This is a genomic window from Bradyrhizobium sp. Ken64 (genome assembly GCF_055807555.1).
In genome coordinates, this window is the sequence record NZ_JBVVPA010000001.1 from 350,964 (window position 1) to 373,853 (window position 22,890).

Below are 22,890 nucleotides of genomic sequence, written 5' to 3' on the forward strand. Positions count from 1 at the left end.
GTGAAATCGCCTCATGACCAGCTAACTAATAAGGCGAATTGAAAAGACGGGCCAAACGCGCGAGCCCATATCGGGCACGCAGGGCCAACACCGACATGAAGAATTTCCTCGCATTGTTTCTGATCCTGGGCGTGACGGCAGCCTCCGCGCACGGCCCCCTACCGATGTGGCCGGCCGCGCCATCCGACGTTGTCCGGGTCGGCCTCACCGACAACGACACCACCGCGGGCGGCACCGCGCGGCTGTGCGAGCAGGTCACCTTCTCGCGCGGCCTGCGCTACGGCGAGAGCGAAGCCAATGTGCTCGATGTCGCCACCGCCACGACCAAGGCGGATACGCCGCGGCCGGTGCTGCTGTTCGTGACCGGCGACACCTTCACCGGCGACCGCTCCGCGCCGGAGCTGTCGCGCCAGATCCAGGACCAGGCCATGTGCTTTGCCGCACGCAACGACATGATCGGCGTGCGCGTCAACTACCGGCTGGCGCCCTCGGCGACGTGGCCGGCGGGTGCGACCGACGTGGCGGCGGCGCTGTCCTGGGTCCACGGCAATATCGACCTGTTCAACGGCGACGCCCGCGAAATCGTTGCGGTCGGCTACGGCGCCGGCGCCTTCCATGTCGCCACCCTGCTGGCCCATCCCGAACTCCAGACCGACCGCGCCGACGTCGCGGCGCTCGTGCTCGTGTCCGGGGTCTACCGCGCCGGCAAGGACGCGAGCGATAGCGAGAAGGCCTATCTCGGCAGCGACGCCAGCCAGTACAACAAGCGTTCGGTCTTCCCCGGCATCCTCAATGTCGACATCCCGATCGTGCTGGCCTGGGCGGCGGATGATTCCGCCGGCATCACAACGCAGGGCGAAACCCTGAAGAAGACGCTCTGCGGCGCCGGCCATTGTCCGCGTAGCGCACTGCTGCGCAGCCGCGACGGCATCGCAAGCGCCTTCGGCCTCGACGGCTCCGGCGACAGCCTCGCCGAGCCGACGCTGCTGCTGGTGCATCAGCTCGAGGCGCGGGGCTTGCCGTAGCGGCCGGTTGGTGGCGGTACGCTAACGACACAGACCTTTTGCTGGGCTACCCCTCTCCCCCGCCCTCCCCCACAAGGGGGGAGGGAGCGCGTGGCTTCTCTGTACGCTCATCGTTATGAAGCCAATGAGTCAAAATGCACTCGCCACAAGCAAGGTGTGTTCCCTCCCCCCTTGTGGGGGAGGGCTAGGGAGAGGGGTGCCACACGGCACACTCTCTCGATTGTCGGCGCGTCAGCACGCTTGCCCCTTTCTTCGGGCAGACAGCTGCGTTGCAGAAGAGGCCGTTCAAGCCACAGCTTCGACAAACGCTTGACCTAGATCAACTCGCCTTGCTGCAGATCGAGCCGACCTCGTTGGGGGCCAACGACAAGGTGTTGAGCATGGGCGTCACCGGCAGAATGCTGTTCGTTTCGATGATCGCGTTCGCGTCGCTCGGCGCGATGTCCGAGCAACGCGCCGATCAACCCACCGCGGGCAACGAAATCCGCATCGGCAATGTCATGCCGTATTCGGGACCGCTCTCGGAGTTCGGCGCCATCGGCCAGGCGGAAGCGGCCTATTTCGACATGGTCAACGCGCGCGGCGGCATCAACGGCCGCAAGATCCGCTTCATCACCCGCGACGACAATTCCGACCCGACCACCGCGCTGGAGCTGACCCGCAATCTTGTCGAGAAGGACGACGTGCATCTAATGTTCGGCTCGTTCGGCACGCCGGGCAATCTCGCCGCGCGCTGGTATCTGAACGCGAAGAAAATTCCGCAACTGTTCGTCGCCTCCGGAGACGAGGAGCTGAGCCAGGCCAAGGCGTTTCCCTGGACCATGGGCTGGCAGCCGTCGTACCGGTCGGAGGGGCGCATCTACGCCAACTATCTCCAGGCCTATTATCCCAGGAAGAAGATCGTGGTGCTCTGGCAGAACGACCAGTTCGGGCGTGCGCTTCTCAAGGGCATGGAGGAAGGTCTTGGCGATCTGAACCGTCTCGTCCTCGTCGACATCGCCTTCGACATTGCCGATGAGCATCTCGACGGACACGTCTCGATCCTCAAGCGCGCCGGCGCCGATATTTTCGTCTTTCTCGGCGTGCCATCGACGGCGTCCAAGGTGATCAAGCTGGCGGCGGCAATGAAATGGCGCCCGGTCTTCATCGTCAATGACGCCTCCGCCTCGATCGCCAACGCGATGGCGCCCGCAGGCCTGGAGAATTCCTCCGGCGTGATTTCGGCGGCCTTCCTGAAAGACCCGAGCGATCCCGCATGGAAGGACGATCCTGCCATGAAGGACTGGTTCATTTTCATGGACAAGTACCATCACGACGAAAGCACCAACAGCAGCGCTGCACTCTTTGGCTACGCCGCGGCAGAGGCGCTGACGCAGGTGCTGAAGCAGTGCGGCGACGACGTATCGCGCGAGAACATCATGCGTCAGGCGGCTTCGCTGAGGAATTATCAGCCCTCGGTCGCCCTGCCCAACATCAGGATGAACACCTCGGCCAACAGCTACCTGCCGATCAGGCAGATGCGGCTGGTCCAGTTCGACGGCCGCTCCTGGCAACCCTTCGGCGACGTGATCGAGACGGCGTTTACGGAAGGCGCCGCGCGGTGAGGTGACTCACGCTGGCAGCGGTAGCGCACGGAGAAAACGTGACTGGGAGCTCGCCCGCGGCCATCCTTCGAGACGCCCGCCTACGGCGGGCCCTCAGGATGAGGGTCGCGTTTTCGCGGCGAGATATCCGACCCTCATGGTGAGGAGCCCGCCAGAGCGGGCGTCTCGAACCATGCAGGCCGTGCACGTTCGACAACCTCTCAACTGCGATATGCGATAGCCCGGCTCACGCCGGCTTCAGCGAAGCCAGCGCGTTCTCCAGCAGCGAGCGCACCCGCGCCGCGTCGCCGGATTTGACCACGGCGGGATCGAGATAGAGCTCCAGCCCCGGCGCTCGCTCGGTGATGATCCCGCTCCTTTCGGCCGCCGCATCGTTCAGCGCGTCGACCGAATAGGGAATGACCTCGCGGCTGATGCCCTTCATCGTGATCGCGGGCAGCGCGTGGGCGCGGACGACGTCGCTGACCAGGGCAAACGTCTCGTAGCTCAGCACGATGCCGCCGGGCTCGGCGATCGATTGCAGGCGCGCGGCGAGGTTCGCCTCGGCACCGATGATGGTGTAGTCCATGCGGTCGCTGCTGCCGAAATTGCCGACATTGCAATAGCCCGAATTGATGCCCATGCGGGCCTTGAACGGCAGCTCGATGCCGGAGGCGCGCCATTTCGCATTGAGCTCGGTTAGACGGTGCTGCATGCGCCAGGCCATCTGGAGGCAGGCCTGCGCGTCGGTGCGGTCGCCCTTGGTCTCGGGATCGCCGAAGAAGATAAGCATGGCATCGCCGATGAACTTGTCGATGGTGCCGCCAAATTCGTGGGCGACCGCCGACATCTCGGTGAAATATTCGTTGAGGAGCTGGGTCAGCAACTCCGGCTGGAGCCGCTCCGCCGTCGCGGTGAAGTTCTGGATGTCCGAGAAGAAGATGGTGAGCTTCTTGCGCTCGGTGTGGATCGTCACGTCCTTCTGGCCGGAGAAGATGCTCTTGTAGACCTGCGGCGGGATGTAGCGCGAGATCTTCATCGACAGCGAAGCCAGGAAGTCGTTGGCGGATTCGAGCTCCTTGTTCATGCCCTTGATGCGGCTGGCCTGGCGGCGCTGCAGCGAGAGGAACGACAGGCCGCTGCCGGCGGCGATCAGGAAATAGGCCAACAGGAACTTGAACGAGAAGATGTTGGCGGCGATCGGCTGGGCGATGATCACCTCCTGGATGCCTCTGACGTCACCGACTTTCCAGTCTTTCTTCGGGCTCTCGGGATGGCTGTTGTGGCAGCTGACACAGGCCGGGCCCATCGTGACGGGCGCGATCAGCCGGACCTTGTCGTTGAACAGCGAGGTCTCGGTCTCGACGATCTTCTGCTCGGGGTCGGCGCGCAGGGCTTCCAGCGCGTCCTTCTCGAATTTGTCGAGCTGGTGCGAGGCGCGGTTCTGGAACGGGAAGTCCGAGACGAAACGGTAGGTGATGTTCTCCTGCTGCGCCCCGATTACTCGGCCAAGCTCCAGCGACAGCGTGGCCGGGATCGGGATCGCGCCGGGGACGGATTCGTAGTTGTGAACGACTTTCGTCGAGCCATTTGGATTGGCGAGGATGCGGCCAACCACGTTGGACGCGTAATAGCTGCGGACGCTGGTAATGACCGAATTGAGATCGGCGGCCTGCCGGCGCAGCGCCGTCTTGCTCAGCTCCGTCAGGTCCAGCCACACGGCCACCGGCAGCGCGAGCAGCAGGAAGGCGATCGCGGCACCGGTCAGGATGCCGCTCTTGCGCTGCTCTTCGGAGATCTCTTGCTTCACTCTTTGGCTCCGTGATGAGCGTTCTTGTCTTGAGCCCGGGGGATTTGCGGCACAGAGCCAATAAACGCGCTCCCGCGCAACCCCATTTTATGGTGGTCGCGCCAAGCCGCTTTTCGTTTCATGGCGAATGTTTAAGATCGGCACTAACCTGCATTCACTCCGCCGGGAGCCCCTCCGAATGACCGAGACCATCCGAATCAAGCGCTTCCACGCGCGCCCTGTGATCGTGCCTATGAAACTGCCGCTCCAGACCTCGACCGGGGCGGTCGCAAGGGCACCTTTGGTGCTGATCGACTGCGAGACCGACCTCGGCGCAACCGGGCACGCCTATCTGTTCTCGATCACCCCCTCGGCCTTGAAGCCGTTGACGGCGACGGTCGCGGAAATGTCGGAGATACTGGCGGGCGATGAGCTGCTACCGTTCGAGATCGAGCGCAAGCTGACCCAGCGCTTCACGCTGCTGGGGCTCGCCGGCCTGCAGCGGCTGGCACAGTCCGGCATCGACATGGCGGCATGGGACGCGCTGGCGCGCGCACGCGGCCTGCCGCTGGCGCGGCTGCTCGGCGGCGCGCCGAAACCGGTCAGGGCCTACAATTCGAAGGGGCTCGGCATCATGCCGGCGGGTGCCGCGGTGGAGGAAGCCCACAAGCTGCTGGCCGAGGGCTTTCAGGCCGCGAAGATCCGCGTCGGCCGTCCCGATGCGCGGGAAGACCTGAAGGTGGTGCGCGCGGTGCGCAAGGCTGTCGGCGACGACGTGACCTTGATGTGCGACTACAACCAGGCGCTGACGGTCACCGAGGCCATCCGCCGCGGCGAGATGCTCGACGACGAGGGGCTCACCTGGATCGAAGAGCCGATTCGTCACGACGATTATGAGGGCAACGCGCGTATCGCGGATGCGCTGCGCACCCCGGTCCAGATCGGCGAGAATTTCGACAGCGCCTTCGCGATGCAATCCGCGCTCTCCGCCGAGGCCTGCGACTACGTGATGCCCGACGTGCAGCGCATCGGTGGCGTCACCGGCTGGCTGCGCGCCGCCGCGCTGGCGCACGCCGCCGGCATCGAGATGTCGACGCATCTGTTCTCGGAAGTCAGCGCGCATCTTTTGTGCGTGACGCCGACCGCGCACTGGCTCGAATATGTCGATTGGGCCGACGCGGTGCTGGCGACGCGGCTGACGGTCAAGGACGGCTTTGCGGTGCCGGGCGAGGAGCCCGGCAACGGGATCGCTTGGGACGAGGCGGCGGTTGCGAAATATTTGGTCGGATAGGCCGCGTTTCGTCGCGACGACCTGCCGTCCTACGACCGAACAGCGGCGATCATACTCAGCTCGACCGGGGCGCCCCGCGGCAACTCGGCGACGCCAACAGATGTACGCGTGTGACGACCGCGATCACCCAGGCGCTCGATCAGCCGGTCGGAAGCGCCGTTCATGACTTGCGACTGCTGAGTAAATCCAGGCGCCGAGGCGATGTATCCAACGAGCTGCAAGACCTGGACGATCTTGTCCTCTCCGCCTGTTGCGTGATTGATGGCCGAAATGCAGAGATCAGCGCAGAGTGCAGCAGCCTCCTGTGCGGCGGCGACATCGACACCTGCGCCGACCTTGCCTGAGTACAGCAGGTCTTCTCCGCGACGCGGCAGCTGACCACTGACATACGCAATTCCACTATGGATGATCACGGGCAAGTAGTTGCCGCCGGGCTTGTTCACGCTCTTCATTTCGGTAACCTGCCTTCTTTCCACGTCCCGCCAAGCGACACAGTTTCGCCGAATGCCAGGTTCGTCGCTGCGGCGAAGGATCGGACAATGGCAGGCGGAGAGTCACGGATCAAGGCTGCGCCGGGCCGCGCGTTCGGCGGCCAGGACCGAGCCTCTATCCGACCGGATTGAAGGACCTGCGGCGCGGGCCGAAGAAGGCGTCCACCTGAGAGGCGCCCGCGCTACCACGTCTCTGCGCCGGGGATTTTTCTGCGTACCGCCATGCGCTGGATCCATATGCAGCGACGCACGGATCTGTTGGAGCGGCCGACCGCGGATATTCCTTGGCCGGCCTGCAGCAGTGGCGCCACGGTTTCGCGCAGCGCGCGACAGCGCTGGAGCTCGGCCTGCCAGTCAATAGCCGCGGCATCAGCGCGCGACGTAATCAGCGCAAGCGCGGCCACCGCAAGACAGCTCACCCGAATCATCTGGAGTCCCTTCACTGTGACCCGTCTCCATCGCGCCGGTAGCGGAAGTCGCAATGAGCGGCTCCTTGCATGATTGTCTGCGTCCGCGTGAGCTTGATGTCGGAGCCAAAACCCTCGGCGGTCGCAAAGTCAGCGGTGCAGACCAGGAGAAAACCGAGCTCGGGTTCGCCCAGCGCCTTGTAGAACTCGGCATAGGCGCATCGCGTCACATCGAGGGCGAATGAATCCTCCGACTGTTCGATGACGTCATAGGCGAGTGCGTCGTCGCGGGCATAGGTCTTGAAAGCAGAAGAGACGGCCTCGCCTAGATCGCTCTCGTTCTTGGCTTTCCAGAATTCCTCGCCGAAACCGCGATAGAGATCGCCGAGCGTCTTGCGCACCAGCGCGTTGGCACGCGCCTCGCCGAGCTCGGCCTGGAGCGCCTTGACCAGCGGCACCAGCACCTGCGCCTGGATCTTTGCTTGCTCGATGACGGAAACGTTCATGGGCGGCCTCGCGTCTGAGACGACGGTAGCACACCAGTGTTGCTATAGAAGATTGTGGCTTGCCTGGTCGAGGTCCGGACGAAAAGTCAGTCTACGCTCTTCGAGCTACGCCAGACACGCTTCTCGCAACGAGATTGGTGGCTTGCCGAGCCGAAGCTCGCGGCGGCAGCCCGCCTGCGCCCTTTGGGCTTCGGCGTGGCATCCTTCACTCGGCTATCGCGAGCGAAGGATGGTGGGCGCGACAGGGATCGAACCTGTGACCCCTACCATGTCAAGGTAGTGCTCTCCCGCTGAGCTACGCGCCCTAGATGTCGTCTAGATCGGGTCGGGTCCCTATAACGGCTCAGGGGAGCCGGTGCAAGGACGGAAGGGGGCCGATTTAGGCCGCCAGCATCTTGTTCACTTCGCTGACCAATTCGCGCAAATGCACGGGCTTGGACAGCACCTTGGCGTTCTTGGGGGCGTCCGAATCCGAGTTCAGGGCGACCGCGGCGAAGCCGGTGATGAACATGATCTTGATGTCGGGGTCGAGTTCCGAGGCCCGGCGGGCGAGCTCGATGCCGTCCATCTCCGGCATCACGATGTCGGTGAGCAGCATCTCGAACGGCTCTTCCCGCAGCCGCTGGTAGGCGGCCATGCCGTTATCGTGGGACGAGACCTGAAAACCGGCGTTTTCCAGCGCCTTGACCAGGAAACGGCGCATGTCGTTGTCGTCTTCGGCGAGCAGGATCTTTGGCATGGCGGAAACGTCGAATCCCCAGAGGATATCAGCAGAGGTCACTAAGCCCGACGGAGGGTAAATTTGGGGTGAAAATCTTTACCCTCCGCAGCTCGCGCTGCCGGACTCTTGTGAACCGGAATACAGTACGAAGCAATCGAGCCGGACCTGCCGGTCCCCACCTCGCTGCCCGCAGGGTTAAGACATGTTCCAGAGCGGATCTCATCTTTTCGCTTGGCAGGATGGTTGCGATTCCGGACAATGACGACACATAAGAGCCGCCCGATCGGCCGAATCAATGTGTTGAGGCCTGGGCCGGGCTTGTTGGATCGTGCGGCGCCAAGGGCGAAGCCTGATTACAAGGGACGAAGCCTGACACCAAGGGACGAAGCCTGAGAAGATGACCCGGTTTGACGGCGACAAGTCGCCAGCCTTCGAGATCGTTGAGCCCGCGCAATGGCGCGCGCCGGTTATCTTCAACTCGCCCCATTCCGGCTCGACCTATCCGGACGAATTCCTCAGCGCCTCCAGGATCGACCTGCCGACGCTGCGGCGTTCCGAAGATTCCTTCATGGACGAGTTGATCGGCCATCTCAGCGAGCGCGGCTTTCCGACCGTGCGGGTCAACTTTCCGCGCTCCTATGTCGACGTCAATCGCGAGCCCTACGAGCTCGATCCCCGGATGTTCACCGGGCGCCTGCCGAGCTTTGCCAACACCCGCTCGATGCGGGTCGCCGGCGGCCTTGGCACTATTCCGCGCGTGGTCGGCGACGGCCAGGAGATCTATCGCGAGCGCATCCTGGTCGACGACGCGCTGGGGCGGATCGAGACGCTTTACAAACCCTATCATCGCGCGCTGCGCCGGCTGATCAACAAGGTGCACCAGATGTTCGGCACCGTCGTGCTGGTCGACTGCCATTCGATGCCCTCGGTCGGCGTCTCCCGCGACGAGCCACGGCGGCCCGACATCGTCATCGGCGACCGCTACGGCACGAGCTGCACGCCGCTGTTGCCCGACCGGGTCGAAGAGACCATGGCCGGGCTCGGCTATTCGATCGGCCGTAACAAGCCTTATGCCGGCGGCTTCATCACCGAGCATTACGGCAACCCGGCCAGTGGCCTGCACGCCGTGCAGCTCGAGCTCAACCGCGCGATCTACATGGACGAGCGGCGGCGCGAGCGCACTCCGCGCTTTGCGCAAGTGGCGTCGGACTTCGGCGTGCTCGCCGACGTGCTGGCGACCACGGTCCCGTTCGGCGATCTCGGCCCGTTCCAGGCCGCGGCGGAATAGGCGCGACGTTTTTCTTCGAACGATCGGGTTGGGCGCGATCAGTGCGAGCGCGTTTCGCGGCGCGCATTGAAATGAAAGCCGACGCTGAAAGAAATTAGAGGCTGAAAGAAAAAAGGGCCGCTTCTAATGAAGAAGCGGCCCAAGTCTAGGGAGGAAACGCCCAAGGAGGGCAGCAGTAACGCGAGAAGCGCTACCGCACCGCAACAATATGCGGCCGCGACGCACAAAGTGCAAGGGCTTTCGAGCGATTTCCCATGCAATGAGGACATAGCTCGGTTGCTTCCAGAGAAACCCAGATTCAGTCCCTTTGATAAGGAAATTCAATGGGTTGATAGTCATTTGCATACGAACGAGGCAAAGTCGGAACTAAGGTTTCAACTCAATGATCGATATTTGCCCAGCGAGGGGCTTTGACCAGGCGAACGCTTCCCGCATCCAAAATACCAGGGTGCAAAAGCAAGACAGCGCTGCACGATCCTTCCGATTTGAGCTAGGCAGGAGTGAGCTTCACCCGACTTTCGCTTTTTGAGGATACGCCGTGACGGTGATCGATTTCTCCGCCTTCATCGGACGGCTCGCCACCGCCTCCGGCGAAACCATCCTGCCATTCTTCCGCACCTCGCTGTCGATCGAGGACAAGAGCAAGACCAAGGATTTCGACCCCGTGACCGAGGCCGACCGCGCCGCGGAGGCGGTGATGCGGCGCCTGATCAAGGCCAACTTTCCCCAGCACGGCATCGTCGGGGAAGAATTCGGCAACGAGCGCGAGGATTCGGACTATGTCTGGGTGCTCGACCCCATCGACGGCACCAAATCCTTCATCGGCGGCTTTCCGATCTGGGGCACGCTGATCGCGCTGCTGCACAAGGGCACGCCGGTCTACGGCATGATGCACCAGCCGTTCATCGGCGAACGCTTTTCCGGCGACAGCGGCTCGGCTCATTATAAAGGCCCATCCGGCGAGCGCCGGCTCCAGGTCCGGCGCTGTGCTTCTCTGTCGGAGGCGACGACCTACACCACCAGCCCGCTGCTGATGAACGAGCGCGACCGCGCCATCTTCGGCCGCATCGAGAAGGGCGCGCGGCTGTCGCGCTATGGCGGCGACTGCTACTCCTATTGCATGCTGGCGGCAGGTCACGTCGATCTCGTGGTCGAGACCGAGCTGAAGCCTTACGACATCGCAGCCCTGATCCCGATCGTGACCGGCGCCGGCGGCGTCGTCACCACCTGGGAAGGCAAGCCGGCGCAGGGCGGCGGCCGCATCATCGCGGCCGGCGACGCCAGGGTTCACGACGAAGCACTGAAGCTGCTCAACGGATAGGCGATACAGGAGCCTGCATGACGAACTGGCGCAAGCTCCTTCTCGCAGCCTTGCTTCTGTTTCCGACGCTGGCCTGCGCCCAGAATTTCCCGGCCAAGCCGATCAAGCTGATCGTGCCGTTCCCGGCCGGCGGCCCCAACGACATCATCGCGCGGGTGATAGGCCAGCGCATGTCGGAACTGTCAGGACAGCCGGTGCTGATCGACAATCGCGGCGGCCAGGGCGGCGTGCTCGGCACCGATGCCGTCTCCAAGGCGGCACCCGACGGCTACACCATCGCGATCTCCAGCGCCGGCGCACTGGCGATCAGCCCGAGCATGGAAAGAGTTGCCTACGATACGCTGAACGACCTCACGCCGGTGACCCTGGTTGCGACCGTGCCGGAAATGCTCGTTGTCGCCACCAACGTCCCCGCAAAGGACATCGGGGAATTGATCGCGCTCGCCAAGGCGCAGCCTGGAAAGCTCAACTTCGCCTCCTCCGGCCCCGGCAGCCTGCCGCATCTCGCCGGTGAATTGTTCAAGCTCACCGCAAAGATCGACATCGTGCATGTGCCCTATCGCGGCGCCGCTCCCGCCGTGAACGATCTGCTGGGCCAGCAGGTGCAGATGACCTTCCTGGATCTCCCCGTGCTGCTGCCGCAGGTCAAGGCGGGCGCCCTGGGGCCGATCGCGGTCGGCTCCGCCGAGCGTTCGCCGACGGCGCCCGACGTGCCGACCACGGCGGAAGCCGGCTTTCCTGATCTGCGCATCGAGAACTGGTACGGCATGGTCGCGCCGAAGGGCACGCCGAAGGAGATCGTCACCGCGCTGCATGATCTGGCCACGAAGGCGATGGCGGATCCCGCGGTGAAGGAAAAGCTCGCCGCCCAAGGGGCAACGCTTGTTGGCGATGAGCCGGAGCACTTTCGCAACTTCATCGCGGACGAGACCAAGAAATGGGCGAAGGTGATCAAGGGCGCCGGGGTGGAGACGGCGAAGTAGCTGTGTCTTCTCCCCTCCTGAAGGGCGGGGAAATCTCAGAGCTCACACTGCCGCAGCCCGCAAATGCTCCACCAGCATCTTGGCCGGGCGCGGCAGCGTCTTGAAGCTTCGCCCGCAGATCACGAGTTTGCGGTTGGCCCAGGTATCGCGCAGGCGGACCATGGCGAGCGGCATCAGTTTTGCGCAGCGGCGGGCGGCGGCTTCGGGCACCAGGGCAACGCCGACATCGGCGGCGACCATCTGGCAGATCGCATCGAAGTCGCGCAGGCGGGCGCGATAATGCGGCCGCATGCCGAGCCGGGCGGCGTGCTTCGAAATATGCACCTGAAGCGCGGTGGCGCTGGTGAGCCCGACGAAGTCGCAAGCGCCCGCCTCCTGGAAATCGATCGCGCGGCGACCGGCGAACGGACCGCGCCTGGACGTTACCAGCGTCAGGCGATCCTCGCTGAAGGCGAATCGCTCGATATGATCGGGCAGCGCGTGCTCGGCGGCGAAGCCGAGATCTGCGGCACCGGCGGTGATCGCAGCCGCGATGTCGGTGCTTTCGCGCTCCTCGATGTCGATGGCGACGTCGCGGTGCTCGCGCAGGAAGCCGGCGAGCGCCTTCGGCAGATGCTCCGAGAGGCCGGAGGTATTGGCGAGGAAATGCACGCTCGCGCGCACGCCGCTGGCAAAGCCGGCGAGATCGCCGCGCATGGCGTCGATCTGGTGGATGACGAGACGGGCGTGATCGAGCAGGCTCTCGCCGGCCGAGGTCAACTCAACGCCGCGGCGCCCGCGCTTGAGCAGCGCGACGCCGAGCGCATCCTCCAGCCCCTTGATGCGCGCGCTGGCCGAGGCCAGGGCCAGATGAGAGCGCTCCGCGCCGCGGGTGATGCTGCGCTGGTCGGCGACCGCGATGAACAGTTGGAGGTCGACAAGGTCGAAGCGCATCCGGGGTCCCTTCAGCCTTCGTTCCAGACGAAGGCTTTCTCCGTAAGCTACAGATTGTGCCGACGCGCGGCTTCGGTCAATGTGCAGAAATGATCGACCCGCTCCTCATTCTCATCGCCGCCGTCTTCCTGATTGCCGGATTCGTCAAGGGCGTGGTCGGGCTCGGCCTGCCAACGGTGTCCATGGGCCTGCTCGCGGTGAGCATGGCGCCGAGCCGCGCGATCGCCATCGTGATCGTGCCCGCCATCCTCACCAACATCTGGCAGACTTTCGTCGGCCCCCATTTGCGCGACATCCTGAGGCGGCTGTGGCCGCTGATGATCGGCACCGTAATCGGGTGCTGGCTCAATGCCGGCGCGCTCACCGGCCCGCATGCGCGCTACGGCACGATCGTGCTCGGCCTCCTCCTGGTCGTCTACGCGATCATCGGGCTGAACAAATTCCAGTTCCACGTTGCGCCAAAGAACGAGAAATGGGTCGGCGGCGTGGTCGGCGTGGTCACCGGCGTGATCTCGGCCTCGACCGGCGTGCAGGTGATCCCCTCGATGCCGTTCATGCAGGCGATCGGCATGGAGAAGGACGAGCTGGTGCAGGCGCTCGGCGTGTTCTTTACGACAGCGACACTGGCGCTCGCCTTCAACCTCACCGCGGGCGGATTGCTGACGCCGGCCAACGCAGTGCCGGGTGCGGTCGGCATGGCATGCGCGTTTGCCGGCATGTATATCGGCCAGACGGTGCGGGCGCGGATGCCGGCGGAAGCGTTTCGCCGCTGGTTCCTGATCGCGATGATCCTGCTCGGCCTCTATCTCGCCGGCAGCGCGCTGCTGAAGGAATTCGCGTAAACGAAGTTACCGCGTCTCCAGCATGGCGACGCGGATGCCGAGATAGATGAAGAGGCCGCCGAGGGCACGGTTGACCCAGGCGACCGCGCCTTCGGAGCTCCGCAAGCGGTGGGCGGCCTTTGCCGCGAACGCCGCCAGCACCAGGCACCACAGCGTTCCCGTGCAGATGAAGATCAGGCCGAGCGTCAGGAAGGCGAGCGGCTTGTGCGCCGAATCGGCTGCGACGAATTGCGGCAGGAAGGCCAGGAAGAACAGCGCGACCTTGGGATTGAGCGCGTTGGTGAAGACGCCCTGGAGGAAAACCCGCCGCAGCGAGCTCTGCAACGGCTCGTCGACGGCCGAGGCCAGCACCGGGCGCGACCACAGCATCTGGAGGCCGGTCACGACGAGATAAGCTGCTCCGACCAGTTTCAGGATCGAGAACGCGGTCGACGAGGCCATCAGCAGGGCCGAAAGGCCGATTGCCGCGCCCGCGACATGGAAAAAGCAGCCGCAACTGATGCCCAGCGCGGCCGCGGCACCACCTCGCCAGCCCAACTGCATGCTGCGGCCGATCACATAGACCGTATCAGGCCCCGGCGTGATGTTGAGCAGCACGCCCGACAGGACGAAGAGCCAGATTTCGTGAATGCCCAGCATGTGTGACGTGCCTCCGCCGCCCAACCGTCGCCCTCAGACCCGGCTTAGTGGGTTCGCTCATCCACGTCCACCGCCGGGATTGCCGAGGATTTACCTCGAATTTGCAATGCGGATCATACTTTCGCTCGGCCTCATCTGCTCTATAAGGAACGGGTTCTTTAATGCGGGGATTCGAGGCGACGGCTACGCGGTGGCCGGTCCTCGATCTCTTCCAAGTCTCTTGCAAGTCTCTTGGAGCTCCGGAATATGGAAAGACGTCTGGCTGCCATCGTCTGCGCCGATGTCGCCGGCTATTCGCGCATGATGGGTACCGACGAGGCCGGCACCCATGCCGCCTTCAAGGCCCATCGCAGCGCGATCCACCCCATCATCCTCAATCACGGCGGCCGGGTCGTCAAAAACACCGGCGACGGCTTCCTGCTGGAGTTCCCCTCGATCGTCGGCGCCACCGAGGCCGCGATCGCGATGCAGACGCTGATGGCGGAGCGCAATCACCATCTGCCCGCCGATCGCGCCATGCAGTTTCGCCTCGGCATCCACATGGGCGACGTCATCGCCGACGAGGGCGAGGTTTTCGGTGACGATGTCAACATTGCCGTCCGCCTCGAATCCGTGGCGAGCCCCGGCGGCTTCGCGATCTCGGCCAAGGCCTACAAGGAGGCCAGCAAGCATCTCGCCGTGCCGCTGGCCGATGCCGGCAACCACCGCTTCAAGAACATCAAGGATCCGATCGGGGTCTGGACCTGGACGCCTGAGGGCGCACCGGCCCTTGCGCCCGCGCTGAGAGAGGCATCCGCCCTCTCGCAGCAGTACCGCACCGCGATCGTCGGCGTGCTGCCCTTTGCCAATCTCAGCGACGCCCAGGACGAATATTTCTCCGACGGCCTGACCGAGGATCTGATCCACGCGCTGTCACTGCAATCCTTCTATCGCGTGCTGAGCCGCAACTCGACCTTCGTGTTCAAGGGCAACAACGTCAGCAACCGCCTGATCGCGCGGGAGATCGACGCCACCTATCTGATCCAGGGGTCGGTGCGGCGCGCCGGAGCCAAGATCCGCGTCACCGCAGAGTTGATCGCGCCGGAGACCGGCGAGCAGCTCTGGACCGGCCGCTACGACCGCGACATCGGCGATCTCTTCGCGATGCAGGACGAGATCACCACCAACCTGTCCGCCGCCATCGCCACCGAGATCGTCCGGGCCGAGGCCTCGGCGCCGGCGCGGCTCTCGACCGACGTCACCGCCTGGGACCGCTTCCTCAAAGGGCTGTCGCACTATTATCGACAAACCAAGGAAGACCTGGCCATCGCCGTCGACCTGTTCCGGGAGGCCATCAGGCTCGAGCCCAAGCTGTCGATTGCGCACGCCTATCTCGCCACGATCCAGATCCAGAGCATCCATTTCGGCTGGGTCAAGGGCACGCGCGAGATGTGGGCCGAAGCGATGAAGCTTGCCGAAACCAGCGTCCGGCTCGACCCGCGCTCGTCATTTGCGTTCTCGATCCTGTCCTGGACCCACGCGCTGGAGGGGCATTACGAGGCCGCGATGGACGCCGCCAAACGCGCCGTCGCGCTCAACCCCTACGACAACGGCGCGCGCGGCGTGCTCGGCATCTGCCATTTCGCCATCGGCGAGCACCGCGAGGCAATCGAGCTGTTCTCGATGGCCGCACAGCGCGACAACAGCGATCCGCGCTACCAATGGGCCGCACTGAACGCCTTCAGCCATTATCTGCTGGGCCAATATGACGCGACCCTGTCATGGGCTCGAGAACAGCTCTACATCAACCCGAACCATTTGCAGGCGCTGGCGATCCGTGCCGCGGCGCTGGCGCAATTGGGACGGGGCGACGAGGCGGTCGAGGCGACCCGCGTGCTCATGGCTAACTACCCGACTCTCAATGTCGACCGCCATTTGCGCAATTTCCACTGGAAGCGGCCCGAGGACCTCGCCCATTACCGCGCCGGACTCTTGAATGCGGGCGTGCCGCTCGGCAAACTGACCCTGGTCTCGAGCGACGTCAAACGCGTCGCCGAATCCTGAAGGGCCAGCCGCGGCCACGCCGCAATGTCCCCTCCGCCTTTATTGACACGACGGTGAATTCAGCCACACTCCGCTACACGCTGAAGTAGTATAACGTGTTGTCGGTTTGTCAGGACTTTCCGCGCTCTATCGGCGCGTCTGTATTTCACGATTCGCCGTTTTCAGGATTTTGGGCCATGCATGACTCCGCTCCGAAGCCCCCCTTCGACCCCTCGATCCAGGTCTCGCCGAACAATCCCTGTCCATTCCTGCGCGGCCTCGTCGGCGAGGGATTTGTTGACGGCGGAACCGTCCCGCTCGGAACGCTGTCGCAAACGATCGCGAATGCGAGCGGCGAGACCGGGCTGAAGAAGGTCTCGGCCCGCATCCAGGTCCGCGGCGTCGCGCTCATCGCCAACGGTCTCGGTCACGTCCTGAAGAGCATATTTTCGGGCGCGCAGCTCGACGCGTTGCGTGGCGGCCCTCTCGACAAGCGCGGTGCCGGCTCGCGCGTCCTCGGCGTCGACGGCACGGTCGATGAGGACGAGCTTGCGCGGTTTGCGAGCTTCGGCCGGAACTACCAGGATCCGAACGGCGGCGGCTCCGAGCCGGGTCTCAACGCCTCGGAAATCGGCGTCTTCATGCGCGACAACCTCAAGCGCGCCGGCAGCGCCGCGCGCTGGTACTACCCCCTGCTGATGAAGTTCGAATGGCCGATCCTCCTGAAGATCGTGGGCAAGGGCGCGGGTGAGAACCGCTATCTCAGCGTGGCCGACGTGCGCACTCTGTTCAACGAGCGGCAATTCCCTGCTCGCATCAACCAGCGGCTCGTATCGCAGCCGGTGCTGTCGACCTGCCAGCGCGTGGTGCGGGGCGCCCTCAAGGTTGCGGCCGTGCTCGTCGCCCTCGGTCTCGCCTTGCTCGTTGCGGTCGCTGAATTCCCCGACCAGGTGCGTGCCATGCTGCCGCAAAAGGGAATTCTCGTGAATCTCCTGCCGCCGTCGTTGCCCACGGTCCCCGAGACAAAGGCGGCCTTTTGGCTCGAACAGAACTGGTCGCTGAAGGACAGGCACTGGTTTCACCATGCCAGCCAAGGCACCGCGACCTTCCCGGTGCCTTATGAATGGTTCATGGCGCTGGAGCAGCCGCGCCTGCATCTGTTCTCGCGGCCGGGCATGATGACAGACAGCGCCTATCTCGAGCGCTTCGGATTCATCCCGAGCCCGCAGTCGATCCAGACCGACGCGACGTCACTGCGCCGCTTCGGCTACGCCAATGTCTACGAGACGACGCAGGTGCCGGACTGGTCGACCAGGTGGACGCCGGCGGAGAACGTCGACGGCCTGCCGGTCGGCTTCGCACGGATGACCGGTGTCGTCGATCCCGCGACGGGCCGTCGCGAAGAGGACAAGATCGGGCTGACCTGCGCGGCCTGCCATACCGGCCAGATCCACTACCAGGGCGTGGACGTGCGTTTCGACGGCGGTCCGGCCATGACCGATCTGAAGAAGCTCGAGCTCTCCACCGGCCTGTCGATCGCCTACACGCTTTACGTGCCGTTCCGCTTCCAGCGCTTCGCTGATCGCGTGCTCGGCCCCGATGCCAGCAGGGCTGACCGCGCCGCGCTCAAGCAGAAGCTCAGCGCGATCGGCAACTTCCTGATCGACTGGGCGCAAACCCAGCAAAAGACGATACAAGCCAAGAAGACCTGGAACGGCCGGCAGCAGAGTGACACCGAGGAAGGGTTCGGTCGCCTCGACGCTCTCAACCGCATCGGCAATCAGGTGTTTTCGCAGGATCTCGCGCTGAGCGGGCTTAAGGGTTTCGAGAAGAACCTGCACGCCCAGGACGCCCCGGTCAGCTATCCTCCGATCTGGACCGTGCCCTGGTTCAAGTTCGCCCAGTACGACGCCTCGATCGAGCAGCCGCTGATCCGCAACGCCGGCGAAGCCCTCGGCGTGACGGCGCTGCTCAATCTGTCCGATGCCTACCCTGAGGACAGGCTGTGGCGCTCCTCGGTCCATATCAACACGCTCGGCTGGATCGAGGACATGCTGAGGGGGCCCGATCCGTTCAAGACGGCGGATCCCTCCACCGGTCCGAAGTTCGGCGGCCTGCTGGCGCCGAGATGGCCCTCGCAGATCCTCGGCGACAATTGGAGGCTCGATCAGAAGAAGGTCGACAATGGCCGCAAGATCTACGCCGAAATGTGTTCAGGCTGCCATCTGCCGGCGATCGACACCCCGGCTTTCTGGTCGTCGAGACATTGGGAGCCGAGCGGCGACAGCAAGGTGCTGAACGCGGTGACGATCCCCCTCGACGAGATCAAGACGGATCCCGAACAGTCGCTCGTGCTCAGCAACAGGATCGTCGATGTGCCCGGCTTCCTGAAGGTGAATACGGCCGACCTCCAGAAATGGTGGCAATGCGACGTCTCGACCGCAAGCTCGCCGACCGAGATGGTGTATGCGCTCGGGCTCATGACGGTGGTGGACCTCGTCGCCCGCAAATGGATGGACGACGAGAAGACTCCGGACGCCGAGCGGGCGAAACTGTGGAATCTCGCGCGCAAGAACTGCCTCAATCCAGTGGGGGGAGCACGCTATCGGGCACGGCCGCTCAACGGCATCTGGGCCACGGCGCCCTATCTGCACAACGGTTCGGTGCCCTCTCTCTACTGGTTGCTGAGGCCTGCAAGCGAGCGCCCGCAAAAATTCTGCATGGGCCGCCGTGACTATGATCCTGTGACCGTCGGCTTTGCGGTCACCGCCGACGAGAAGTGCAAGACGGGTGAAACCGTGTTCTCGGCGGGGTCGGACAAGGATCCGATCCAGGGCAACAGCGTGCTCGGCCATTCCTTCGAGCGCAAGCCGGGCGAGGAAAAACGTCCGGGCGTCATCGGCCGCGTGTTCAAGGACGACAACGAGCGCTACGATCTGATCGAGTATCTGAAGACGCTGTAGTCGAGCTCTGTCCCAAGCACGCCGCCGTCATCCCGAGGAGCCCGCACAAAGCGGGCGTCTCGAAGGATGACCGTGGGCGAGAGCCGGGCCTTCATGGTTCGAGACGCGCGTTCCGCGCTCCTCACCATGAGGGTCTAGCGAACCAAGCGAGGCGAGGGAGCGCACCCTCGCTTCCCCTCACTTGAACAGCGGCGTGCCCGGCACGAAGGCGTCGAAGGCTGCCCAGAATTGGGAACGGTAGCGGTCCTGCTCCTGGAGAATCTCGTGCTTGGCGCCAGCGATCACGAGATGGGAGCCGGCGCGCAAATGATAGGCGAACTCCTCGATCGCCGCGATCGAGACCACGGTGTCGCTGGAGGCCGCCAGCATCAGGATCGGCTGACGGATCTCGGACGGGTAGTTCTTACCCTTGAAGGTGTTCATCGCGCGGAAGGCGGTATCGGCCCAGGCGATCGTTGGTGACGCGAGCCCGAGGGTCGGATCCTCCTCCAGGATCGCGGCATTGCGCGCATAGCGCACGGGATCGCTGGTCAGCGGATTGTTAATGAAGGGATTGAGCCCGGTGATCTGGTCGCTGCCGCCGGGGACATAGCGGCCGCCCATCCCCAACACGCGCATCGTCTTCAGCAGAGCCCGCGCCGGAAACGAGGTGGCGCGGCCGGGCAGGTCGATCATCGGCGCAGACAGCACCATGCGGTCGAACCAGCGCTTGCCCGCATGCGCCACCCGCAGCATCACCGTGCCGCCCATGGAGTGGGCGAGCGCAAAGAAGGGTGGCGGGCAATCCGGCAGCACCACCTGCTGCACGAAGGTCTCGACGTCGATCTCGAAATCGGCGAAGTCGCGGACATAGCCCTTGCGCGGATCGCGCAGGCGACGCGAGGAGTGGCCCTGCCCGCGCCAGTCGATCATCGCCACCGCGAAGCCGCGGTCGCGCAGGTCGCGCACGGTCTCGAAATACTTTTCGATCTGCTCGCTGCGTCCGGTGAAGACGCAGACGGTACCCTTGCGGTTCGCCGGCGGCGCCCAGCGCGCAAAGCGCAGCTCGACGCCATCCGGGGTCTTGATGGTGCCGCTGACGACATCTTCGGGAACGGGATTGGATGGTATCGAGACCAGCGTCATGATGGGGAGGGCTTGGGCACGAAGTGCTGCAAATCAGGGGGCGGGAGCGCCGAAAAGGCTGAGTATCCGCCCTCTTGAACGCCGTTCTCCTCAACCCATATCACCTTGGTGCAGGCCGCTACCAGTGTTTCGGAACCGGAACATCAGGCTGCACACAGACGAAAGCCCGGCCCGATTGGCGGGCGGGTTACTCAAACAGTCGCTCAATGGAGGACTTGACCATGCGTACCTACGACCTGACTCCCTTCTACCGTTCCACCGTCGGCTTCGACCGCCTCTTCAACCTGCTCGACCAGGCCGGTTCGGACGGCAGCCCCGGTTATCCCCCCTACAATATCGAGCGCACTGGCGAGAACGACTACCGCATCACCGTTGCGGTCTCGGGCTTTGCCAAGGATGAGCTCTCCATCGTCGCGAAGGAAAACACGCTGACGATCAAGGGCGAGAAAGTCGCCAACGAGAACTCGAAGGCCGAAGTGCTGTACCGCGGCATCGCCGCGCGTGCCTTCGAGCGCGCCTTCCAGCTTGCCGACTTCGTGCAAGTGAAGAACGCCTCGCTCGAGAACGGGCTGCTTCACGTTGACCTCGTCCGTGAGATTCCCGAAGCGAAGAAGCCCCGCCAGATCGCGATCAACGCCGGTGCGCAAGGCGCACAGGTGATCGAGAACTCGGTAGCGGCGTAAATCACGTCGGCCACTTCCAGGTTGCGAAAACGCCCCGGTGCCCCGGGGCGTTTTTTTGTTGGGCTCTCCTCGTCCCGGCGAGAGCCGGGGAATCCTGCCGCGAGATCGATCAATCGTGCGCGGAAGAAATACCGAACGACGGATCTGCCATACCTTACCAGAGAGGATGGTCTCGGCCATCGCCGGGACGTCACCGATTTCTGAACGGCCCTGCTGGACTGTTGCGCCGCATCACACAGCGGTGAATTGGCGTAACGCCGTCGGCCCGTGCGTCGTCCTTTGGCTATCGAACCCAAAAACAAGACGGAGAACGATCATGACTTTCTGGCGCAGCTTTTTCGTCGCCGCGAGCCTGTTGGCGGCCCCTCTCAGCCTCGCTCACGCGCAAACCGTAAAGGCCAAGAACGTTGTGCTGGTGCACGGCGCCTGGGCCGACGGCTCAAGCTGGTCGGAGGTGATCCCGATCCTCCAGGCCGCAGGGCTCAACGTAACCGCCGTGCAGAATCCGCTGTCGTCGCTTGCGGACTCCGTCGAAGCCACCAAGCGCGTGCTGGCCGAACAGGATGGTCCGACCGTGCTGGTCGCGCATTCCTGGGGCGGCACCGTGATCAGCCAGGTCGGCACCGACCCGAAGGTCAGCGGCCTTGTCTATGTCGCCGCACGTGCGCCCGATGCCAACGAGGATTTTGTCGCGCTGTCGAAGCAATTCCCGGCGGGACCGGCACGCGCCGGCGTCGTCGAGCGCGACGGTTACACAAGACTCTCGGAAGACGCCTTCCTGAAGTACTTCGCCAATGGCGTGAAGCCGGAGCAGGCCAAGGAGCTCTACGCCGTGCAATGGCCGACCGCCGCCTCGATCTTCGCCGGTCGCACCACCGAGGCGGCATGGCATTCCAAGCCGAGCTGGTACGCGGTGTCGAAGAACGACTACACCATCAATCCCGATCTCGAACGCTTCCTCGCCAAGCGCATGAACGCAACCACGATCGAGATCGACGCCGGACACCTCTCGCTGGTGTCACACCCGAAAGAGGTGGCGAATTTGATCCTGGAAGCGGCGGGGTATGGACGGAGCTGAGCGGCGCTTGTCATGATGCAAAGGCGCCTGAATGCTCAGGCGCCTTCTATTTGCGCTAACTCTCTCCTCAACGTCGTCCTGGCGAAGGCCAGGACCCATTACCCCAGGAAGGAGTTTGGCGAAGACTCGTCCGGTACTCGCACCTCAATCGCTCGACAGACCTCGCGGTATGGGTCCTGGCCTTCGCCAGGACGACACCGTTGGTGTGACACGCAGCGTCCTAATCCAGCCCCTGCGCTGCCGGCATGTCCTGTGTCGGCAGGATCGTTGGAGCAGGTTTGGCCAGACCGACGGTTGGAGCAATGACTTGCGGCGCGGCCTCGGCGGGCTTCGCCGGCACCACCGCCACGGTCTGCGTTGCAGGTTGAGCCTGCGGCCTCGCAGGTTCGGCTGGCTTGGCGGCGGCGACTGGCGCCTCGCCGCGCGCCGGAGCGGCCTTCGGCAGCGGCACGGAGCGGCTGGCGACATGCGGGATCGGGGCCGGCGGGCGGGGCGGACCACTGCGGACCATCGTCGGCGGCGGCAGCGCGCTCTGCGAGCGGTAAGGCGCAACCGCTGGCTGCTCGTAGCCCGGCGCCATGCCGTAGGCGTCGGCAGCCGGCAGGAAGCGCAAGATCCTTCCGTCCCGGGCATCGATCACCAGCCGGCCGTCCTCGCCGCGGCGGTCGATCACCGCGATGGTGTAGACGCCGCCGCGCAGGCGCGGGATGCCGAGCGGCGAGAAGCCATTTTCGCGCAGCACGGCGTAGACCTCGGTCGGCGGCAGCAGCACCGGAGCCGGCCCGCGTTCCTCGTAGCCATAGCCATAGCCGTAGCGCGGCGGCGGCGGCGCAGCCTCCGGCGGCGCATAGGGGCCGTCGAAATCCGAGACCGCGATCATCGCCCCTCGCGCTGGAACCTGCGCTTGAGCCGTGGTCGCGGCCAGCGCCAGCGTGGCGGCGGCTACACATCCTGTGAAAAACTTCATGGTCGAGACGCTCCTGTCAGGCCCCCGGATGGATCGCGCTCTTTTGCTTCTTGCGGCGAGGCACGGCTTCCGAAGGGTTGATCCGAAGCTTCATTGGGGATTCCGGCGTCGGCGGGGCCGGATCAGGGCGCGTTTGCTTCAAAACCGGGGCTGCGCAACTTTTGGAAAGCGATTGATTGATCCATGGGGAATCGGGACTTGCGCGCGCTTGTGTGATAGACAAAAATTTGGCA

20 protein-coding genes and 1 tRNA gene are annotated in these 22,890 nt (G+C 64.3%); 11 read left to right on the forward strand and 10 right to left on the reverse strand.

The genetic code is table 11. The features are described 5' to 3' along the window. The first annotated feature begins 95 nt into the window (after nucleotides 1–95). Together AC0L2F_RS01730 and AC0L2F_RS01735 are read left to right on the forward strand one after the other, a co-directional pair. The gene (locus tag AC0L2F_RS01730) at nucleotides 96–1,025 is read left to right on the forward strand and encodes an alpha/beta hydrolase (RefSeq protein WP_007615109.1); all 930 of its coding nucleotides are present in this window, start codon (nucleotides 96–98) and stop codon (nucleotides 1,023–1,025) included. A 380-nt stretch (nucleotides 1,026–1,405) separates the two neighbouring features. Next, a complete protein-coding gene (locus AC0L2F_RS01735; RefSeq protein WP_473247457.1) occupies nucleotides 1,406–2,629 on the forward strand; it encodes an ABC transporter substrate-binding protein in 1,224 nt (407 codons plus the stop codon). Between the two features lie 226 nt (nucleotides 2,630–2,855). On the opposite strand, the gene AC0L2F_RS01740 is transcribed toward AC0L2F_RS01735, so the two are convergent. Continuing rightward, nucleotides 2,856–4,418, reverse strand: a complete 1,563-nt coding sequence (locus tag AC0L2F_RS01740; RefSeq protein WP_473247283.1) for an adenylate/guanylate cyclase domain-containing protein — start codon at nucleotides 4,416–4,418, stop codon at nucleotides 2,856–2,858. A 178-nt stretch (nucleotides 4,419–4,596) separates the two neighbouring features. Here AC0L2F_RS01740 and AC0L2F_RS01745 point away from each other — a divergent pair, with 178 nt between their 5' ends. Further along, complete coding sequence (locus AC0L2F_RS01745) at nucleotides 4,597–5,688, forward strand: enolase C-terminal domain-like protein (RefSeq protein WP_063994027.1); 1,092 nt, start codon at nucleotides 4,597–4,599, stop codon at nucleotides 5,686–5,688. 29 nt (nucleotides 5,689–5,717) lie between these two features. Here the strand turns inward: AC0L2F_RS01745 and AC0L2F_RS01750 are convergent, their stop codons facing one another. The 5 genes from AC0L2F_RS01750 to cpdR all read right to left on the reverse strand — a co-directional run bounded on the left by AC0L2F_RS01750 (nucleotide 5,718) and on the right by cpdR (nucleotide 7,831). Next, nucleotides 5,718–6,140: a RidA family protein gene (locus AC0L2F_RS01750; RefSeq protein ID WP_473247284.1), complete on the reverse strand. Its 423-nt coding sequence runs from the start codon at nucleotides 6,138–6,140 to the stop codon at nucleotides 5,718–5,720. 221 nt (nucleotides 6,141–6,361) lie between these two features. Continuing rightward, nucleotides 6,362–6,607, reverse strand: a complete 246-nt coding sequence (locus tag AC0L2F_RS01755; protein ID WP_007615118.1) for a hypothetical protein — start codon at nucleotides 6,605–6,607, stop codon at nucleotides 6,362–6,364. An 11-nt stretch (nucleotides 6,608–6,618) separates the two neighbouring features. After that, on the reverse strand, nucleotides 6,619–7,092 hold the full coding sequence (locus tag AC0L2F_RS01760; protein ID WP_473247285.1) for an L-2-amino-thiazoline-4-carboxylic acid hydrolase: 474 nt from the start codon (nucleotides 7,090–7,092) through the stop codon (nucleotides 6,619–6,621). Between the two features lie 230 nt (nucleotides 7,093–7,322). Next, nucleotides 7,323–7,397: transfer RNA gene (locus tag AC0L2F_RS01765), tRNA-Val, on the reverse strand. A 74-nt stretch (nucleotides 7,398–7,471) separates the two neighbouring features. Beyond that, nucleotides 7,472–7,831 carry a cell cycle two-component system response regulator CpdR gene (cpdR, locus tag AC0L2F_RS01770; protein ID WP_007597092.1) on the reverse strand — a complete coding sequence of 120 codons (360 nt, stop codon included), beginning with the start codon at nucleotides 7,829–7,831 and terminating at the stop codon, nucleotides 7,472–7,474. A 379-nt stretch (nucleotides 7,832–8,210) separates the two neighbouring features. Here cpdR and AC0L2F_RS01775 point away from each other — a divergent pair, with 379 nt between their 5' ends. From AC0L2F_RS01775 to AC0L2F_RS01785, 3 genes are all read left to right on the forward strand, one after another. Continuing rightward, entirely contained in the window at nucleotides 8,211–9,101 is an 891-nt protein-coding gene (locus AC0L2F_RS01775) for an N-formylglutamate amidohydrolase (RefSeq protein WP_007615122.1), read from the forward strand. Between the two features lie 538 nt (nucleotides 9,102–9,639). Further along, complete coding sequence (hisN, locus tag AC0L2F_RS01780; protein ID WP_007615123.1) at nucleotides 9,640–10,422, forward strand: histidinol-phosphatase; 783 nt, start codon at nucleotides 9,640–9,642, stop codon at nucleotides 10,420–10,422. Between the two features lie 17 nt (nucleotides 10,423–10,439). Next, entirely contained in the window at nucleotides 10,440–11,405 is a 966-nt protein-coding gene (locus tag AC0L2F_RS01785) for a tripartite tricarboxylate transporter substrate binding protein (RefSeq protein ID WP_473247286.1), read from the forward strand. A 42-nt stretch (nucleotides 11,406–11,447) separates the two neighbouring features. Here AC0L2F_RS01785 and AC0L2F_RS01790 read toward each other — a convergent pair whose 3' ends face one another. After that, on the reverse strand, nucleotides 11,448–12,338 hold the full coding sequence (locus tag AC0L2F_RS01790) for a LysR substrate-binding domain-containing protein (RefSeq protein WP_473247287.1): 891 nt from the start codon (nucleotides 12,336–12,338) through the stop codon (nucleotides 11,448–11,450). A gap of 89 nt (nucleotides 12,339–12,427) precedes the next feature. Between AC0L2F_RS01790 and AC0L2F_RS01795 the strand changes: the two genes are divergently transcribed. After that, nucleotides 12,428–13,180 carry a sulfite exporter TauE/SafE family protein gene (locus AC0L2F_RS01795; protein ID WP_473247288.1) on the forward strand — a complete coding sequence of 251 codons (753 nt, stop codon included), beginning with the start codon at nucleotides 12,428–12,430 and terminating at the stop codon, nucleotides 13,178–13,180. A gap of 6 nt (nucleotides 13,181–13,186) precedes the next feature. Here AC0L2F_RS01795 and AC0L2F_RS01800 read toward each other — a convergent pair whose 3' ends face one another. Beyond that, the gene (locus tag AC0L2F_RS01800; RefSeq protein WP_063994034.1) at nucleotides 13,187–13,819 is read right to left on the reverse strand and encodes a LysE family translocator; all 633 of its coding nucleotides are present in this window, start codon (nucleotides 13,817–13,819) and stop codon (nucleotides 13,187–13,189) included. Between the two features lie 246 nt (nucleotides 13,820–14,065). On the opposite strand from AC0L2F_RS01800, the gene AC0L2F_RS01805 reads away from it, so the two are divergent. Together AC0L2F_RS01805 and AC0L2F_RS01810 are read left to right on the forward strand one after the other, a co-directional pair. Next, the gene (locus AC0L2F_RS01805; RefSeq protein WP_063994035.1) at nucleotides 14,066–15,862 is read left to right on the forward strand and encodes an adenylate/guanylate cyclase domain-containing protein; all 1,797 of its coding nucleotides are present in this window, start codon (nucleotides 14,066–14,068) and stop codon (nucleotides 15,860–15,862) included. 176 nt (nucleotides 15,863–16,038) lie between these two features. Beyond that, complete coding sequence (locus tag AC0L2F_RS01810) at nucleotides 16,039–18,804, forward strand: di-heme-cytochrome C peroxidase (protein ID WP_473247289.1); 2,766 nt, start codon at nucleotides 16,039–16,041, stop codon at nucleotides 18,802–18,804. Nucleotides 18,805–18,981: 177 nt separating this feature from the next. Here AC0L2F_RS01810 and AC0L2F_RS01815 read toward each other — a convergent pair whose 3' ends face one another. Then, entirely contained in the window at nucleotides 18,982–19,929 is a 948-nt protein-coding gene (locus AC0L2F_RS01815) for an alpha/beta fold hydrolase (protein WP_473247290.1), read from the reverse strand. Between the two features lie 221 nt (nucleotides 19,930–20,150). On the opposite strand from AC0L2F_RS01815, the gene AC0L2F_RS01820 reads away from it, so the two are divergent. After that, nucleotides 20,151–20,612: an Hsp20 family protein gene (locus tag AC0L2F_RS01820; RefSeq protein WP_063996705.1), complete on the forward strand. Its 462-nt coding sequence runs from the start codon at nucleotides 20,151–20,153 to the stop codon at nucleotides 20,610–20,612. A 316-nt stretch (nucleotides 20,613–20,928) separates the two neighbouring features. Then, the gene (locus tag AC0L2F_RS01825) at nucleotides 20,929–21,690 is read left to right on the forward strand and encodes an alpha/beta fold hydrolase (RefSeq protein WP_473247291.1); all 762 of its coding nucleotides are present in this window, start codon (nucleotides 20,929–20,931) and stop codon (nucleotides 21,688–21,690) included. 220 nt (nucleotides 21,691–21,910) lie between these two features. Here AC0L2F_RS01825 and AC0L2F_RS01830 read toward each other — a convergent pair whose 3' ends face one another. Then, a complete protein-coding gene (locus AC0L2F_RS01830) occupies nucleotides 21,911–22,657 on the reverse strand; it encodes a hypothetical protein (protein ID WP_473247292.1) in 747 nt (248 codons plus the stop codon). Between the last annotated feature and the right edge of the window lie 233 nt (nucleotides 22,658–22,890).